The organism is Cupriavidus sp. SK-3 (assembly GCF_000611145.1).
Taxonomy (GTDB): domain Bacteria; phylum Pseudomonadota; class Gammaproteobacteria; order Burkholderiales; family Burkholderiaceae; genus Cupriavidus.
The window spans coordinates 26877-42573 of record NZ_JFJV02000130.1; the positions used below are offsets into that span (position 1 = coordinate 26877).

At 67.5% G+C, this 15697-nt stretch carries 13 protein-coding genes and 3 pseudogenes; 8 read left to right on the top strand and 8 right to left on the bottom strand.

The features are described from left to right. Both CF70_RS13905 and CF70_RS13910 read right to left on the bottom strand, forming a co-directional pair. On the bottom strand, positions 1-450 hold a 450-nt coding region (locus CF70_RS13905; RefSeq protein ID WP_035865412.1), incomplete at its 3' end, for a DUF2501 domain-containing protein. 160 nt (positions 451-610) lie between these two features. Then, a pseudogene (locus CF70_RS13910) lies at positions 611-1447 on the bottom strand (LamG-like jellyroll fold domain-containing protein); the annotation flags it as partial. Between the two features lie 4 nt (positions 1448-1451). On the opposite strand from CF70_RS13910, the pseudogene CF70_RS37770 reads away from it, so the two are divergent. Together CF70_RS37770 and CF70_RS36940 are read left to right on the top strand one after the other, a co-directional pair. After that, positions 1452-1720, top strand: a pseudogene (locus tag CF70_RS37770) (S-layer protein); the annotation flags it as partial. Between the two features lie 257 nt (positions 1721-1977). Further along, entirely contained in the window at positions 1978-2145 is a 168-nt protein-coding gene (locus CF70_RS36940; protein WP_200876747.1) for a hypothetical protein, read from the top strand. A gap of 44 nt (positions 2146-2189) precedes the next feature. Here the strand turns inward: CF70_RS36940 and CF70_RS13915 are convergent. Continuing rightward, a pseudogene (locus tag CF70_RS13915) lies at positions 2190-2467 on the bottom strand (GntP family permease); the annotation flags it as partial. Between the two features lie 105 nt (positions 2468-2572). Here CF70_RS13915 and CF70_RS13920 point away from each other — a divergent pair. The 4 genes from CF70_RS13920 (at position 2573) to CF70_RS13935 (ending at position 6696) form a co-directional block, all read left to right on the top strand. Next, positions 2573-2833 carry a hypothetical protein gene (locus CF70_RS13920; RefSeq protein ID WP_035865342.1) on the top strand — a complete coding sequence of 87 codons (261 nt, stop codon included), beginning with the start codon at positions 2573-2575 and terminating at the stop codon, positions 2831-2833. Between the two features lie 223 nt (positions 2834-3056). Then, positions 3057-3905, top strand: a complete 849-nt coding sequence (gene hpnD / locus CF70_RS13925; protein ID WP_035865344.1) for a presqualene diphosphate synthase HpnD — start codon at positions 3057-3059, stop codon at positions 3903-3905. Between the two features lie 56 nt (positions 3906-3961). After that, positions 3962-5977 (top strand): squalene--hopene cyclase, encoded by a 2016-nt coding sequence (shc, locus tag CF70_RS13930; RefSeq protein ID WP_152561807.1) that lies wholly within the window; start codon positions 3962-3964, stop codon positions 5975-5977. Positions 5978-6063: 86 nt separating this feature from the next. Then, the gene (locus CF70_RS13935; RefSeq protein ID WP_035865417.1) at positions 6064-6696 is read left to right on the top strand and encodes a phosphorylase; all 633 of its coding nucleotides are present in this window, start codon (positions 6064-6066) and stop codon (positions 6694-6696) included. 55 nt (positions 6697-6751) lie between these two features. On the opposite strand, the gene CF70_RS13940 is transcribed toward CF70_RS13935, so the two are convergent. Next, a complete protein-coding gene (locus CF70_RS13940) occupies positions 6752-7552 on the bottom strand; it encodes an MlaA family lipoprotein (protein ID WP_051648408.1) in 801 nt (266 codons plus the stop codon). 14 nt (positions 7553-7566) lie between these two features. Further along, a complete protein-coding gene (locus CF70_RS13945) occupies positions 7567-10233 on the bottom strand; it encodes an MMPL family transporter (RefSeq protein WP_035865346.1) in 2667 nt (888 codons plus the stop codon). Positions 10234-10544: 311 nt separating this feature from the next. Between CF70_RS13945 and CF70_RS13950 the strand changes: the two genes are divergently transcribed. Further along, a complete protein-coding gene (locus CF70_RS13950) occupies positions 10545-11183 on the top strand; it encodes an MlaC/ttg2D family ABC transporter substrate-binding protein (RefSeq protein WP_035865348.1) in 639 nt (212 codons plus the stop codon). A 99-nt stretch (positions 11184-11282) separates the two neighbouring features. Here the strand turns inward: CF70_RS13950 and hpnH are convergent, their stop codons facing one another. Next, complete coding sequence (hpnH, locus tag CF70_RS13955) at positions 11283-12452, bottom strand: adenosyl-hopene transferase HpnH (protein WP_035865351.1); 1170 nt, start codon at positions 12450-12452, stop codon at positions 11283-11285. A gap of 33 nt (positions 12453-12485) precedes the next feature. Beyond that, positions 12486-13487, bottom strand: a complete 1002-nt coding sequence (ispH, locus tag CF70_RS13960; protein WP_035865353.1) for a 4-hydroxy-3-methylbut-2-enyl diphosphate reductase — start codon at positions 13485-13487, stop codon at positions 12486-12488. Between the two features lie 158 nt (positions 13488-13645). On the opposite strand from ispH, the gene hpnA reads away from it, so the two are divergent. Next, complete coding sequence (gene hpnA, locus CF70_RS13965) at positions 13646-14647, top strand: hopanoid-associated sugar epimerase (protein WP_035865354.1); 1002 nt, start codon at positions 13646-13648, stop codon at positions 14645-14647. Between the two features lie 48 nt (positions 14648-14695). On the opposite strand, the gene CF70_RS13970 is transcribed toward hpnA, so the two are convergent. After that, a partial coding sequence (locus CF70_RS13970; RefSeq protein ID WP_235185038.1) for a glycosyltransferase occupies positions 14696-15697 on the bottom strand: 1002 nt, incomplete at its 5' end.

Here is a 15697-nt window from a genome sequence, read left to right on the forward strand (position 1 = left end):
CTTGCCCTGGGCGAGGACCTTGTCGCAGACCTGCCTGGTGACCTGATCCTTGAGGCCGCCGCCGCTCAGGTCGAACTGCTTGCCGTCGCTGTTGTGCAGGATGCCCTTGGCACCGTCGGTATAGCCGCTATCGGCGGTGGGCGAGCCACCTTCTACCTTGCCCAGCAGTTTGTCCTTGACGGAAGCGGCGCCGCTGGCGCCGCCGAGATAGTTGTTCTTGACGCAGAATTCCAGTATGCCGGCGATATTGCCGGTGCTGCCGGACGTCAGGGATTGTAGCGAAGGCATGCTGCCCATCCCGCCCAGGCTGCCGAGTCCGCCGATGGCGCCCTCGCTGCCCTGCGTCGCGCCTTTGAGCATGTCCCCTAGCTGCGCGTGCGCTGCCGCCACCGGTATCAGCGTGGCGATCAGGATCTTCACGACTGTGTTGCGATTGATTCTGGCGTTCATGCGGCAATCCTCCCGGCTTGGTGGAAACCAGCTTCCACTATAGTGCGTGCCCGGATTGCCATTGCACGCAATCCGGGCGCAATCGGGGCACAAGCCGCCACCGTCGGCCCCGATGCCGCGCTGCGCCGGGAGACGCCGCGGCTACGCCCCCTATCCGGCCTCAGGCCTTGCGTGCCGTCAGCCACTCGGCGGGTTGCAGGGCCTTGCCCACGATGCGGATCTCGCCAATGCTGCCAAAGAAACCGTCGGCGCGCGCACCGTCCCAGGAACCGCCGCCGATTACCCAGGGCATGTCCGCCGCGAGCGCGGCCAGGCCCGGGGCGTTGCTGGCATTGCGCAGCACCGGTGCGCCTTCCACGTAGAGAGTGGTTTCATGGCTGACATCGTCGTTGACGATGGCCACGTGCAGCCACTTGTCGGCAATGATCTCGCCGGACCAGTTGGTCTTGCCGTCGCGGCTGCCGCTCTGCACCGGCACGACTTCCCATTGCACTTCGCGCAGGCTGGAGATGGCGAACAGCAGCGGCGGCGACTCGGGGTCGCCCCCGGTAAAGCCGGCCAGGCTCCCGCGTTTGCCGTCGCGCGTCATGATATTCATCCACGCGTTGTTGCCGGCGCTCCAGTTCTTGTCGATCTTGATGAAAGCTTCGACGGTGTAGCCGCTTTCCAGGGTGGCGGCATTGATGGGTGCCGTGCTTCCCGTGACGAAATAGCTCATGCGCAGCGGCGCGTTCTTGTTGGTGTTCAGGAAGCGCACGCTGCCCGGCGCGGCCGACAGGTAGTGGTGGTCGTCGGACCACACCACATCGCCCAGCTGGGCGGCAGCCACGCCGTCCACATTGAGCGCGGCGCGGCTCAGCGGGTTGGCGCCGGACTGGTCGGCCACGACCTGTCCCACCGGCACCGCGCTGCCCGCGGCGCTCCCGAAGAAGCGCCAGTGCGCCACGGTTTGCGCCGCGTGCGGATAGTCCTCCGAATTGCTGGCAGGCTTCTGTTCGGCCTTCAACAAGACCGACTGGAAGCTGGACAAGGATGGCTACAACACGGCGACCTACACGTTCACCGCGGCCAAGAGCCGGTACTTCCGCCTGCGGGGCACCAATCTCGGGCTGAACGTGCCGGGAGAAGCCGCGAACGGCAACCCGCTGCCCGACACCAAGACGACCTGGCCGAGAATGCGGCACGCTTCGATGCCATCAACGCGCGCAACTACAACGACCTGTGGTTCTATTCGAACCCGGTGTTCGTGACGGTCGCGTCCGGCGCGTAAGCACGTAAGGCCGCAAGCCGCCTGACCGGCATGGCGATACCATGCGATCTGAACGTTTTCGATTGCGGCATTCAGATCTTTGCGCATTGCCATGCCGGCGGCACGATTACGCGGCACCGCGTCTTGACGACAGCGATGAATCGGCTTTCACTGGCGTTTCGGCCGGACGCGCAAGGCACCGGCCCTTAGCGGCGCAGCCTGCCCGGCAATGGGCAGGCGCGCTTGTGAAGTCTCCTGGAGCAAGGACACGGATCGTCATGGCCATTACCACCAGCGTCAGAAAAAAGAAGAAATACCGCAAGGCAGTGCTGAACCTGCGCGCCGCAATCAAGCGCGGCGACGAGGAAGCCATCAGGATTCGCCGCGAGCAGCTGAAGCTGCTGCCCGTGCCGCGCCAGCGCTATGCGCGGGCGGCCGCAACCTGAACGGCGCCCGGCGCGGATACCCCCCGGAACGAGCCGAAGGCACTGCCGATCGCTGCCGACAGTCGCAGGTAAGTGCCGCCCAGCGCCTGCAGCGCGATGGTCAGTCCGCCGGACGCCGAGCCGGTCAGCGCGGCGAGCACATGGGTGGCCACCGCCAGCGACGCCAGTGGACCACCCTCGATCGACAGAACCCGCTCGCGCACCAGTTCAAAGGCAGGGCCGCCACCATCGGGCCAAAGCCGAGCAGGCTGGCCACGCTGAGCGCCGGCAGCACCGCGGCATTGGCGCCGGCGTCCATGCTCTCGCGCGGCTTGCGCAAACGCGGAGCGTGCCATCGCGCGAAATCCGCTCCGGAGCGTGTCTCAGGGCACATTCAACGGCCGGGACGCCGGCCTACAGTGGCGACATCCATCCGGGGAAGGCCGCCATGAACAAGCTAAGGTCCAGCCGTCTGCTCGATCGTATCTCGCCGCTTGTGCTTGCCGACCTGCGCCGCATGCAGGCCGCCGCCGAGGCGGGGCGCGATCCGGCGTCGCAGGTGCAGCCCGCGCCGCAGCCTGGGGTGGGAGCGGGTGAATTCGATAAAAATCAGAAAAATGCTGCCAATTGCACGGAAATTGCCCGCTATGACCCGGAGCGGGGTATTTTTGTGATGGAGCTTCGCCTCGCCGGGCGGCGCATCCGATAAGCGCGCCGCCCGCGCAGTTCCGCTGCTGCTCTGGTCGCACGGCTCCGGCTCGCGCCCCCCGCCAACACCCGCCTTCGGCTGCCGGCCGCGCCCATGGCGGGACTTGGTATAATCGCCCATTACCCCAAACACATGCCGCCTTGTGCTGCGTGCCTGGCCGCGGCGACTAGCCAGGGCGATGCAGCACAGCAGCACGGCGGTTCAACGCGTGACGAGGAGTTACGTGGCCGGAACAGAAATCGCAGTGCAAACCGTCCCGCCAGCGGGCAATGCCGTCTCGTCCGGCAGCTCATTCCATACCGCCCTCAAGATCCTGCCTCCCGCGCAACGCGAGGCGATGTTCGAGATCTATGGCTTTTGCCGCGCCGTGGACGATATCGCCGATGGCGACGGCCCGCGCGCCGCGCGCCTCGCCGGCCTGGATGCCTGGCGCGCGGATCTCGCCGCGTGCTATGCCGGTGCGCCGCCGGCCGCGCTGCGTGGCCTGGCCACGCAGATCCAGCGCTTCGGCTTGCTGCAGGAAGACTTCCTTGCCGTCGTCGATGGCATGGCGATGGACGTCCTGGCCGATATCCGCGCACCGGACAACGCTACCCTTGACCTGTACTGCGACCGCGTGGCGAGCGCGGTAGGGCGGCTCGCAGTGCGCGTGTTCGGCATGGAGCACGACACCGGCGTGGCGCTGGCGCATCACCTCGGCCGCGCGCTGCAGCTCACCAATATCCTGCGCGATATCGACGAAGACGCCGGGCTCGGCCGCGTCTACCTGCCGGCCGAAGCGCTGGCGGCCGCCGGCGTGCCGCTCGGCGCGCCGCAAGCTATCGTCGGCCATCCCGCCATCGGCCGTGCCTGCGCGGAAGTGGCGCAGCAGGCTCAGGCGTACTATGTGCAGGCTTTCGCTATCATGGCGGGTTGTCCTCGCCGGATTGTGCGCTCGCCGCGCATCATGGGCGAGGTCTACCACGTAGTCCTGCAGCGTTTGCTGGCCCGCGGCTGGGCCAATCCGCGCGCGCGCGTTCGCGTGCCGCGGGCGCGGCTGTTCTGGATTCTGCTCCGGCATGGCCTCATCTGAGGCGATCCCGCGAGGTATTGCTGATTGCGTTGTTGAAAAAGAGGACATCGAGACCGATGAGCCAAGTAGCACCAACCCCCAAGCCGGCCACGGCCGTGCAGGGTGCGCCGGAGCATAACGAGCTGCAAGGCACGCTCGACCGTGCGCTTGACGCTTTGCTGGCGACCCAGCGGCCGGACGGCCACTGGGTATTCGAGCTGGAGGCCGACGCCACGATCCCGGCGGAATACGTACTGCTGGTGCACTACCTGGGCGAGACCCCGGATACCGTGCTGGAAGCGCGTATCGCGCGCTACCTGCGCCGCATCCAGAATGCCGATGGCGGCTGGCCGCTGTTCCACCAGGGCCGCTCGGACATCAGCGCCAGCGTGAAGGCGTATTTCGCCCTCAAGATGATTGGCGACGATACCGAATCCGAGCATATGCGCCGCGCCCGCGCGTCCATCCACGCCCAGGGCGGCGCCGAGGCCAGCAATGTCTTCACCCGCACGCTGCTGGCGCTGTACGGCGTGATGCCGTGGCAAGCGGTGCCGATGATGCCGGTCGAGATCATGCTGCTCCCGCTCTGGTTTCCGTTCCATTTGTCCAAGGTCGCGTACTGGGCCCGCACGGTGATCGTGCCGCTGCTGGTGCTCAACAGCCTGCGTCCCCAGGCCAGGAACCCACGTGGCGTGGGCATCGACGAATTGTTTATCCGTCCTTGCCAGGCGGCCCGCCTGGCTCCGAGGGCGCCGCATCAGAACCGGGTCTGGTTCACCGTGTTCAGCGCGCTCGATGCAGGCCTGCGCGTGGCGGAGCCGTTGTTCCCCCGCAGCCTGCGCAAGCGTGCCATTGCCCGTGCCGAGAAGTTCGTGCGCGAACGCCTGAACGGCGAGGACGGCCTGGGCGCCATCTTCCCGGCCATGGCGAACGCGGTCATGATGTTCGACGTGCTGGGCGTACCGCGTACCGATCCGGACGTGGCGGTGGCGCGCGCTTCCATCGAAAAACTGCTGGTCGTGCATGGCGATGAAGCCTATTGCCAGCCGTGCCTGTCGCCGGTGTGGGATACCTCGCTGGCCAGCCACGCCTTGCTGGAGGTCGGCGGCCCGCGCGCCGAGGCGGCGGCCGAGCGCGGCCTGCAATGGCTGCGCCCCCTGCAGGAGCTGGACGTGCGCGGCGACTGGATCGTGCGGCGTCCCGACGTGCGTCCCGGCGGCTGGGCCTTCCAGTACGCCAATCCGCACTACCCGGACGTGGACGATACCGCCGTGGTGGCCATGGCCATGGACCGCGCGGCGCGTTCCGGCGCTGCGGCGCCGGCCGTCGCCCCGGCGAGCCATCGCGCGCGCTATGACGAAGCGGTCAGCCGCGCGCGCGAGTGGGTGGCCGGCATGCAGAGCGGCAACGGCGGCTGGGGCGCTTTCGAGCCCGAGAACACGCATGAATTCCTGAACAATATTCCGTTCGCCGACCACGGCGCCTTGCTCGATCCGCCCACCGCCGACGTCTCGGCGCGCTGCCTGTCGATGCTCGGGCAACTGGGTGAAAACTCGGCCAGCAGTCCGGCGTTCAAGCGCGCGCTGCGCTACCTGCTCGACGAGCAGATGGCCGACGGCAGCTGGTACGGCCGCTGGGGCATGAACTACATCTACGGCACCTGGAGCGCGCTGTGCGCGCTGAACGCTGCCGGCCTGCCACCGGCGGCCCCGGAGATGCGCCGCGCGGCCGCGTGGCTGGTGTCGATCCAGAACGCCGACGGCGGCTGGGGCGAGGATGGCAGCAGCTACCGCCTCGACTACCAGGGCTACGAGCCCGCGCCCAGCGTCGCTTCGCAAACCGCATGGGCCCTGCTGGGCCTGATGGCGGCGGGCGAGGTCGATCATCCCGCCGTGGCGCGGGGGATCGATTACCTGGTGCGCACGCAGCAGGCCGATGGCCTTTGGAACGAAGCACGCTTCACCGCGGTGGGCTTCCCGCGCGTGTTCTACCTGCGCTACCACGGTTATGCCCGCTTCTTCCCGCTCTGGGCCGTGGCGCGCTACCGCAACCTGCGCCGCGACGGCACGCGGGCAGTGGCGTGGGGGATGTGAGCGCGCCAGCTTCGCCCGGTTTGTCCGCGCGCCTGCCGCAACGGCAGGCCGCCCGGCCCCCCCCGGGGGGGGNGGTGGTGACCGGCATGCGCTTCGAGGCCCGCATTGCCGCGGGCCCCGGCATTGAAACCCTGCACGGCCTGCGCGCCGAAGCCTTGGCGCAAGGCCTGCGGCAACACCTGGCGCATCCCTGCGCGGGCGTGATCAGCTTTGGCGTGGCAGGCGGGCTAGATCCCGCGCTTGCGCCTGGCAAGGTGATTGTCGCCACCGCAGTACACGACGGCGACACGTCGCGGCCGGTCGATGCAAGCTGGTCTCGCGCACTGTCCCTTGCCTTGCCGCAAGCCGTTGCCGGGACGCTGGCGGGCTCAGACCAGGCGGTGACCTCGGTGGCTGCCAAGACGGCATTGCACGCTGCCACGGGGGCGCTGGCGGTCGATATGGAGTCTCATATCGCGGCCCGGATCGCCCAGGAATTCGGGGTGCCGTTTGCCGCCTGCCGGGTCGTGATCGATCCAGCGCAACGGGATGTGCCGCCCGCCGCGGTGGCCGGGATGGGGCCCGATGGCGGCACCGATATCCTGGCGTTGCTCAAGGCGCTGCTGGCGGGGCCGGGGCAGGTGCCGGACCTGGTCCGGCTGGGCCGGGATGCCAGGCTGGCGAGGCTGGCGCTGGAGGTGGCGCGGGGCCGGGTGGGGGCGGGGTTTGGTTTAGGGTGAGCCGCCGCCCGGTCTTTGACCCGGGCGGCCGGATCAAAGACCGGGCAGCAAAAGCTTAAGGCTTCGTCCCTTCCGCTTCAGGCTTTTTCTCTTCCCCGCCGGCCGGCGCGGGCGCCGCTCCTTCGGCGGGCGCATCCGTATCCTCGTAATCCGGCAGCTTCCCGCCACCACCCTCGATCAGGTACTGCCGGCGTTGCCGGTACCCATCCCGCACGAAACTGTATTTATCCAGTGCCGCCAGCGACAACAGATCGGTCGCGGCCAGTGCATTGGTACGTGCATCGAGGAAACCCACGCCCCACAGCGCCCACTGCACGTCCTTTTCGACCCACGTGGTAGGCGACAGCTGGAAGTTCACATACAGGCCCGCCCCGTCGCGGATCGAACTGGGACCGAACAGCGGCAGCACCAGGTAAGGGCCGGCGGGCACGCCCCACACGCCCATCGTCAGCCCGAAGTCGGTGGAGTGCTTGCTCAGGCCGGCTGGCGTAGCGATATCGATCAGGCCGCCGACCCCGAGTACCGAATTCATGGCGACCCGCATGAAGCTTTCCGCCGCGTCCACGCCCTTGCCTTGCAGCAGGTTGTTGACCGTGTTGCCGACGTCGGCCAGGTTCGAGTAGAAATTGGTGACAGCAGTGCGCACCGGCTGTGGCGTGACGGCGCGGTAGCCCTTGGCCAGCGGCGTTGCTACGTACTCGTCAGCCTTGTCGTTGACCTTGAAGACTGCGCGGTTGAGCGGCTCCAGCGGGTCGTCCGGGTTGGCTTGCGGGCCGGTGGCGCATGCCGTGGCCAGTAGCGACAGGGAAAGCGCCGACAGTAGGCGCGAGAAGCGAGGGGCGGGGCGGTTCATCATGTTGAGATGGCGTTTCAATGGGCCGGTCCGGTAGCGGGCGCGGACCGCTCGCGCGGACGTCCCATCAGGATCGGCTGGAAAAATACGGCGCCGACCAGCGTGCATGCCAGCGCCAGCGCCAGCAGCTTGCCCATGCTGGCCGTGCCTGGATGCTGGGACAACCACAGGCTGCCGAAGGCGGCGGCCGTGGTGGCGGCGCTGAAGAGCACGGCGTGGGTGAGCGGGGACTGCAGCAAGTGTGTCTTGCCCTCACGCCAGGCGAGCACGTAGTAGATCTTGAAGGCCACGCCGATGCCAAACAGCAGGGGCAGGGCAATCACGTTGGCGAAATTGAGCGGGATGCCGAACACCACGCACAGTTCCAGCGTGACCAGCGCGGACACCAGCAGCGGCACCAGCGTGCGCAGCACATCGCCCACGCGGCGCAGCGTGATCCAAAGCAGCAGCGTGATCGACAGCACGGCCCAGATGCCGGCCTGGGCAAAGGCGGTCATGATGGTGTCGGCGGAGCCCCGGATCGAGATCGGGCCACCTACCGCGGCGGGCTCGACGCGCTGCACGGCATCGATAAAGCGCGTCAGCGCGGCGTCGCGCGCATCGCTGTTGCTGCTGGATGCATCGCCCGGCTTGGCCGCCGGGGGGAGCTTCGGGCTCACGCTGACCAGGGCCTGTCCGTCGGGGGCGACCCAGTCGCGTACCAGGGCGGGCGGCAAGGTCTCCCGGCTGATCGGCTGCGGCGACAGCATCCGCTGCAGGCGCGCCAGCGCGAGGCGCAGCGGCAGGGCGATGGCCTGTTCGGCGCGCGCGCGGGTGGCGGCGTCCGCGCCGGCAAGCTTGCGCAGCCCCGTAGCCAGGTGGGCGGCTTCGGTGGCGCCCGGGCCGGGATGATCCTCCGCCGCGAGGGTGAGCTGGCGCGCCGCGTTCTTGAGCGAATTGACGAGTCGCGCATCGTCCGCAGGCGTGGCCACGGTCTGCGTCAGCACCGGCATCAGGCTCGCCGATGCTTTGGCGATCAAGGCCAGCCGCGCTGGCTGGTCGTCGGGTATGAAGGTCTGCAGCGTGACGACGCGCGACACCTCGGGCAACGCTGCCAGGCGGTTGGCGGCGGCGCCGGCCGCGGCCAGAGAGGGCGCCAGCACGTTGACGTTGTCGGTGCCGGCCTGGGGCGCATCCTTGAGCGAGAGCAGGGTTGCCATCGATTCCGAGTGCGGATCCTTGAGGTGCAGCGGATCGAAGTCGAACCGCAGGTGCAACAGCAGGGGCGAGCCGGCCAGGATCAGGCCGCAGGTGACCAGCAGCACTTGCTTGCGATAACGCTCGAAGAACACATCGGCCGGTGCCAGCCACTTGAAGCCAGGCACTTCGGTCCGTCCCGCTTCGTCCTTCGGGCGGAATACCGTGATCAGCGCCGGCAGCAGCGTGATGGTGGTGGTGAACGCGATCAGCATGCCAACCCCTGCGATCTGGCCCAGCTCGGCCACGCCGCGGTAGTCGGTGGGCAGGAAGCAGAAGAAGGCAGCCGCGGTAGCGGCGGCGGCCAGCGCCAGCGGCACGCCGACCGCCTTGGCGGCACTCGCCAGGGCTACCGGGATTTCGGGATGCACATGGCGCTCGGCGCGGTAGCGCACGCCGAACTGAATGCCGAAATCCACGCCAAGCCCGACAAACAGCACGGCGAAGGCCACGGAGATCATATTGAGCGCGCCAACCATGGCCAGCCCGAGCGCGGCGGTGATGACCAGGCCCACCAGCATGCTGGCCAGCACCGCCAGGATCAGCCGCTTGGAACGCAATGCCAGCCACAGGATCAGGATCACCACCAGCAACGTCAGCACGCCATTGAAAGCGGCCCCTTCCTTGACCGAGGCGAATTCGTCATCCGCCAGCGCTTGCGAGCCGGTCAGGCGCACCGTGGCGCCGTACCGCTGGGCCAGCCCGAGCTTGGCCGCCGTGGCGCGAACAGCGCCGGCGGCATCCGCGCCGGCTTGCAGGCCGGCGTAGTCGAGCACGGGGCTGAGCGCGACGAACGCCGTGGCGACGCCGCCGGGCGCAGGTTGCAGGCTGCTGTCGACCAATCCGGTCCAGGACAGCGCGCCGGGCTTGCCTGCCAGCACCTGGTCCACCGTGCGCGCGCTGCTGCCGAGCAGCTTGGCCATGTCGCCCAGCTTGACCTGCCCGAGTTGCAGCGGCAACGACAGCGTAGTCGATAGCGTATCGGACAGGCCGCGCAGGGTCGGGTCATGCGCAAGGGCGTTGAGCAGGGGACGTGCCTGGGTCAGTTGCGTGGTGGTATCGCGCAGCTTTTCCGTTTCGACGAAGAGCAGTCCGTTACGCTCGAAGAATTCCCCGCCGCCCGGCTGGCTGACGGCGCGAAAGCGCTCGCCCTGCTGGCGCAGCGCCTTGGCCAGCTCGTCGGCGGCGGCGTCCGCCAGTTCCGCGGCCGGCGCCTGCACCACGGCCAGGATCATCTGGTCGCGCTGGGGAAAAGCGGCGCTCACTGCGGCATCGCGGCGCGCCCAGGGCTGGTCCGACTGGAGCAGGCGGCTGATATCGGTGTTGATGGCGAAATGGCCGGCCACATAGACGCCGCTGGCGGCGGTCAGCAGCAGCGTCAGCGCGATCACGGGCCACGCGCGGCGGGTAGAAAACTGGACGATGCGGATGACCAACGACGTCAACATGGGCGATAAGGGGGGCAGTAACTGTGTGGCGCGCAACGAGGCGCGAAAAAAAGCGCAGCGCAGCGCGCAAAGCGGCAGCCGCGAGTATAACGGCAGGACGCGGCATAGCGCTGGCGCTTTGGCCGCGCCGTCATGCAATGCGCGGTTGCCGCCGGCGCGGCGAGCGCCGGTTTCGGTACGTTATACTGCCCCGGCACACGCGCGAGCGCCGTGCCGCGGTCTCGCAGCCCGCGGCGCGGCATGTTTCCCTTGGCAAGTCTGCCGGGCATTTCCGGCGGCGAACCGACTGGCATATTCAGGTCCAAATTCGCATGAAGAAATACGGTATTGCTTTCCAGGCTCTGGCCCCGCTCGCCGTGGTGGCGATGGTTTCCGCCGCACAGGCGCAAACGGTCGACAGGTCTTCGCCGGACCGCATGGTGCGGGCCGCCGTCGAAGGCGTGATCGGCACCATCCAGTCCAGCCCCGACACCCGCAGCGGCGATCTGGGCAAGATTACCGCAGTAGTGCAGCGCCAGTTCCTGCCCTACACCGATTTCGAGCGTACCACCCGGCTGGCGGTCGGCAGCGCGTGGCGCAATGCCACGCCCGAGCAGCAAAAACAGCTTTACGAGCAATTCCAGACCCTGCTGGTGCGCAGCTACGCGGTTTCGCTGTCGCAACTGCGCGAGCAGAACGTCAAGTTCCGCTACAAGCCCGCGCTGGCCGCCAGCGGCGCCACCGATGTGGTGGTCGAGACGCGCGTGCTCAACAACGGCGACGAGATGCAGATTGACTACCGCCTGCAGCGCGTCGGCAACGGCTGGAAGATCTACGACATCAATATGATGGGCGCCTGGCTGATCGAGGTCTACCGCCGGCAGTTCGCCGATATCGTCGCGCGTAACGGCATCGACGGCTTGCTCAAGTACCTGGCCAACCACAACGCGCGCCAGAACGCCGACGCTTGAGCCCCCGGCGTTACCGCCGGCATGGACGATAAAAGGCTCGCCCCCGGTACACGCGGTACCCAGGGTGCGAGCCTTTATGCATTCCGGATTGCTTGCGCGTCAGCGCGTGGCGGCTTTCCGTGCGGCGGCGGTGTCGTTGGCTGCCTTGGATGACTTGGCGCGGCCGATCTCTTCAAGCTTGATCTCGACGTGCTTCGAGAACACGTAGTCGGCAGGGCGTTGCTTGGTCAGGTCGATATCCGGCGCCATCGGGCCCGAGGTGCGCACGCCGCGCAGGCTAACGCCCAGCGCCTTGAGCGGATGGGCGATGGTGTCCGCCACCGCGGTGGCTTCAAAGCCGCTGTGGACCATGCAGTCGGCGCACTTCTCGTAGTTGCCGACGCCGTAGGCGTCCCAGTCGGTGCCTTCCATCAGTTCCTTGAAGGTGCCGACATAGCCTTCGCCGACCAGGTAGCACGGACGCTGCCAGCCGAACACGGTGCGCGCCGGATTGCCCCAGGGCGTGCACTTGTAGGTCTGGTTGCCGGCCAGGAAGTCCAGGAACAGCGTGGACTGGCTGAACGCCCAGTTCTTGCCGGCGCGGCCGCGCGACAGGATGTCGCGGAACAACTGGCGGGTCTTGCCGCGGTTCAGGAAGTGCTGCTGGTCCGGCGCGCGCTCGTAGGCGTAGCCCGGCGACACGGTGATGCCGTCCACGCCCATGGCCTTCACGGAGTCGAAGAAGCGGGCCACTTTTTCCGGCTCGGCATCGTTGAACAGCGTGCAGTTGATGTTGACGCGGAAGCCGCGCTTCTTGGCCGCGGCAATCGCCTCGACGCAGCGGTCGTACACGCCTTCCTGGCTCACCGAACGGTCATGCATCTCGCGGTCGCCATCCAGGTGCACCGACCAGACGAAGTAAGGGCTGGGCTCGTACTGGTCCAGCTTCTTTTCCATCAGCAGCGCATTGGTGCACAGGTAGACGAACTTGCGGCGCGCAATGATGCCCTTGACGATGGTGGGCATGTCCTTGTGCAGCAGCGGTTCGCCGCCGGCGATGGAGACCACCGGGGCGCCGCATTCGTCGACCGCGCCCAGGCACTGCTCGATGGACAGGCGCTGGTTCAGGATGGGGTCCGGATAGTCGATCTTGCCGCAGCCGTTACAGGCCAGGTTGCAGCGGAACAGCGGTTCCAGCATCAGTGCCAGCGGATAGCGCTTGTTGCCGGAGAGATGCTGCTTGACGACATAGGCGCCCACGCGGGCAACCTGCAAAAAGGGAATGGCCAAAATGTACTTCCTTGTTATTGGGGGCGGCCGGGGTCAGCCAGCGGCGGTTTGCGGGTCCGGCTGCGGCACGGCCTCGGTTGCCGCCGTGCCGGCTGCCTGCCTGCGCGGCGACGGATCGGCCAACTCGGCGGGCAAGCGGAATTCGGCGTGCTCCTCGCGGCCATCCATGGTGGACACCTCCACCGGTCCGAGCCTGCGCAGCGCGGCGATCACGTCCTTGACCATTTCCTCGGGCGCGGACGCACCTGCCGTGATACCCACGACTTCGACGCCGCGCACCCATTCGGGGTTCAGCTCGCTGCCGTCGGCAATCAGATAGCTCGGCACGCCACTTTCCGTACCGATCTCGCGCAGGCGGTTGGAGTTGGAGCTATTGGTGGCGCCGATCACAAGGATCACCTCCACCTGCTTGGACAGCTCGCGGACTGCGCTCTGCCGGTTTTGCGTGGCGTAGCAGATATCGCGCGTATCCGGCCCCACCAGGTTGGGAAAGCGCCGGATCAGGGCGGCAATTATATTACGTGTATCGTCCACGCTCAGCGTGGTCTGCGTGACGTAGGCCACGGGGGTATCCGCGGGCAGGTCGAGTTGCGCGACCTCCGCCTCGCTTTGCACCAGGATGACCTTGCCCGGGATCTGTCCCATGGTGCCTTCGACTTCCGGATGGCCGGCATGGCCGATCAGGATCACCGTGCGGCCGCTGGCGGCATATTGCCGGCCCTGCGTATGTACCTTGATCACGAGAGGGCAGGTCGCGTCGATCGAGTGCAGCTGGCGGGTCCGCGCATCGCTCTCGACGTCCCTGGAGACGCCATGCGCGCTGAAAATCGTGACGGCGCCGGTCGGCACTTCATGCAGTTCTTCCACGAAGCGCGCACCCTTTTGCCTCAGCCCTTCCACCACGTGCTTGTTGTGCACGATTTCGTGTCGCACGAACACCGGGGCTCCATGCTTGAGTAGGGCACGATCTACAATCTCGATCGCGCGCACCACGCCGGCACAAAAACCGCGGGGTTGAGCAAGAATCACCTGCATAAAAATAGGCCCCCCGACCCAGTCAACGGGTTCAGCATTAGTTGATATTCCGGAATCACTTTCCCGTCATACGGTGGTTACTATATACCCGTGCCGCAACCTTTGTCTGGCACCTGGCAAACGCCTGCAACACTTTGAGGGTTATTCCTGTGGGGAACATGACGTCAGGAGACTATGTCCTGGTAACGGGCGCATCGGGTTTTCTCGGTTCGGCGGTAGCGCGGCAGGCGCTGGAGCGCGGGTTCCGGGTGCGCGCGATGGTACGCGCGGGCAGCCCGCGCCGCAACCTGGAGGACCTGCCGGTTGAGATCGCCGAGGGCGATATGCGCGATGCACGCGCCATGGAAAGCGCGTTGAAAGGCGTGCGCTATCTGTTTCATGTGGCGGCGGATTACCGCCTGTGGGCTCCGGATCCCGAGGAAATCGTACGTACCAATGTGGCCGGGACCGAAACCGTGATGGGTGCGGCACTCGCCTGCGGCGTCGAACGCGTGGTGTATACAAGCAGCGTGGCGACGTTGCGGGTAGCGGGCGCCACGGCGCCGGTGGCAGAAGACGCCGCCATGGGCGACCATGAGGCGATCGGTGCCTACAAGCGCAGCAAGGTACTGGCCGAGCGCGTGGTGGAGCGCATGGTGGCCCGCGACGGCCTCGAGGCGGTGATCGTCAATCCCTCCACACCGATCGGCCCGCGCGACGTGCGGCCGACGCCTACCGGCCGCATCATTGTCGAAGCCGCCAGCGGCAAGATCCCCGCCTTTGTCGATACTGGCCTCAATCTGGTGCATGTGGACGACGTGGCGGCCGGGCATATGCTGGCGCTGGAGCGCGGCGTGACCGGCGAGCGGTACATTCTTGGCGGGCAGGACGTCTCCCTGCAGCAGATGCTGGCCGACATTGCCGCCATGACCGGGCGGCGCCCGCCCACCATCAGCCTGCCGCGCTGGCCGCTTTACCCGCTGGCTTTCGCGGCGGAGGCGGTGGCGCGCATGACGGGCAAAGAGCCCTTCCTGACGGCCGACGGCCTGTCGATGTCGAAATACCGGATGTTCTTCAGTTCGGAAAAAGCCCGCCAGGTGCTTGGCTACCAGGCACGGCCCTACCAGCAAGGCCTGGGCGAGGCGCTCGACTGGTTCCGCAGCGCCGGCTACCTGCGCTGACACTGGCCGGCGGCGCATGGCGCGCCGGCCGTCACCGGCCCGCTGCCGTCAGCCGCGCTGCGGCGCCTGCGCACGGCCTTTCCACTGCCCGCCCTTGCGCAGCCAGTAGCGGCGCGCGGAATCGATGGTGGCGCCAAGGTAGAACAAGGCCGTCAGCGGCAGCAGCGGCGCCAGCCACAGGGGCTGGCGGTATTCGCGCAGCATGGGCATGTAGGCCAGCGTCATGGCCAGCCAGGCCGCCCATGCCGGCCATAGCCGCAAGCCGCCGCCAAGCGCCAGCAGGGGCGGCGCCAGGTAGGTCAGCACCATGCCAGCCACCGCGCCGGCCAGCAACAGCGGCGAGTAGCGCAACTGGGTGTAGGCGCTGCGCGCGATCATGTCCCACAGGCTGCGCCAGTCATCGTAGGGGCGCACCGAGATGCTGTCGTCGGCGAGGTCCAGACGGATCGAGCCGCCTTGCTTGATACAGGCTGCCAGGCTGCAGTCGTCGATCAGTTCGCCGCGGATCGCGGCAAATCCGCCGATGCGGGCCAGCGCGCTGCGCCGCGCCAGCATGCAGCCGCCGGCGGCCGCGGCCACGCCGCTGCGCGGGTTGTTGACGCGCGCAAACGGGTAGAGCTTGGCAAAAAAGAACACAAAGGCCGGGACGATCATGCGCTCCCACCAGGATGCGCAGCGCAGCCGCACCATCAACGAAACCAGGTCCCGCTGCTCGCATTCCGCGCGCGCCACCTGCTGCGCCAGCGCACCGTTGCCGTGATGGATGTCGGCATCCGTCAGCCACACCCAGGTGGCCGCGGGGGCCAGCCTGTCAGCGGCTTCCAGGCCTTCCGACTGCGCCCATACCTTGCCGCTCCAGCCGGGTGGCAGCTCGCGCGCCGTGATCACCGCAAGCGATTCCGCCTTGCCCAGCGCAGCCGCGGCGCTGCGTGCAATGTCCGCGGTACCGTCGGTGCTATGGTCGTCCACCACCACCAGCCGCAGGGGCGCGGGATAGGACTGACCCAGCACGCTGGTCACCGCGCCGCCGATGACGGCCGCCTCGTTGCG

What these genes read in the sequence shown, in the direction of transcription:
- ispH (WP_035865353.1), bottom strand. Translation starts at nt 13,487, where the DNA reads ATGCAGGTGATTCTTGCTCAACCCCGCGGTTTTTGTGCCGGCGTGGTG.
- shc (WP_152561807.1), top strand. Translation starts at nt 3,962, where the DNA reads ATGAGCCAAGTAGCACCAACCCCCAAGCCGGCCACGGCCGTGCAGGGT.
- CF70_RS13940 (WP_051648408.1), bottom strand. Translation starts at nt 7,552, where the DNA reads ATGATGAACCGCCCCGCCCCTCGCTTCTCGCGCCTACTGTCGGCGCTT.
- CF70_RS13920 (WP_035865342.1), top strand. Translation starts at nt 2,573, where the DNA reads ATGAACAAGCTAAGGTCCAGCCGTCTGCTCGATCGTATCTCGCCGCTT.
- CF70_RS13935 (WP_035865417.1), top strand. Translation starts at nt 6,064, where the DNA reads ATGCGCTTCGAGGCCCGCATTGCCGCGGGCCCCGGCATTGAAACCCTG.
- hpnA (WP_035865354.1), top strand. Translation starts at nt 13,646, where the DNA reads ATGACGTCAGGAGACTATGTCCTGGTAACGGGCGCATCGGGTTTTCTC.
- CF70_RS13945 (WP_035865346.1), bottom strand. Translation starts at nt 10,233, where the DNA reads ATGTTGACGTCGTTGGTCATCCGCATCGTCCAGTTTTCTACCCGCCGC.
- CF70_RS13950 (WP_035865348.1), top strand. Translation starts at nt 10,545, where the DNA reads ATGAAGAAATACGGTATTGCTTTCCAGGCTCTGGCCCCGCTCGCCGTG.
- CF70_RS36940 (WP_200876747.1), top strand. Translation starts at nt 1,978, where the DNA reads ATGGCCATTACCACCAGCGTCAGAAAAAAGAAGAAATACCGCAAGGCA.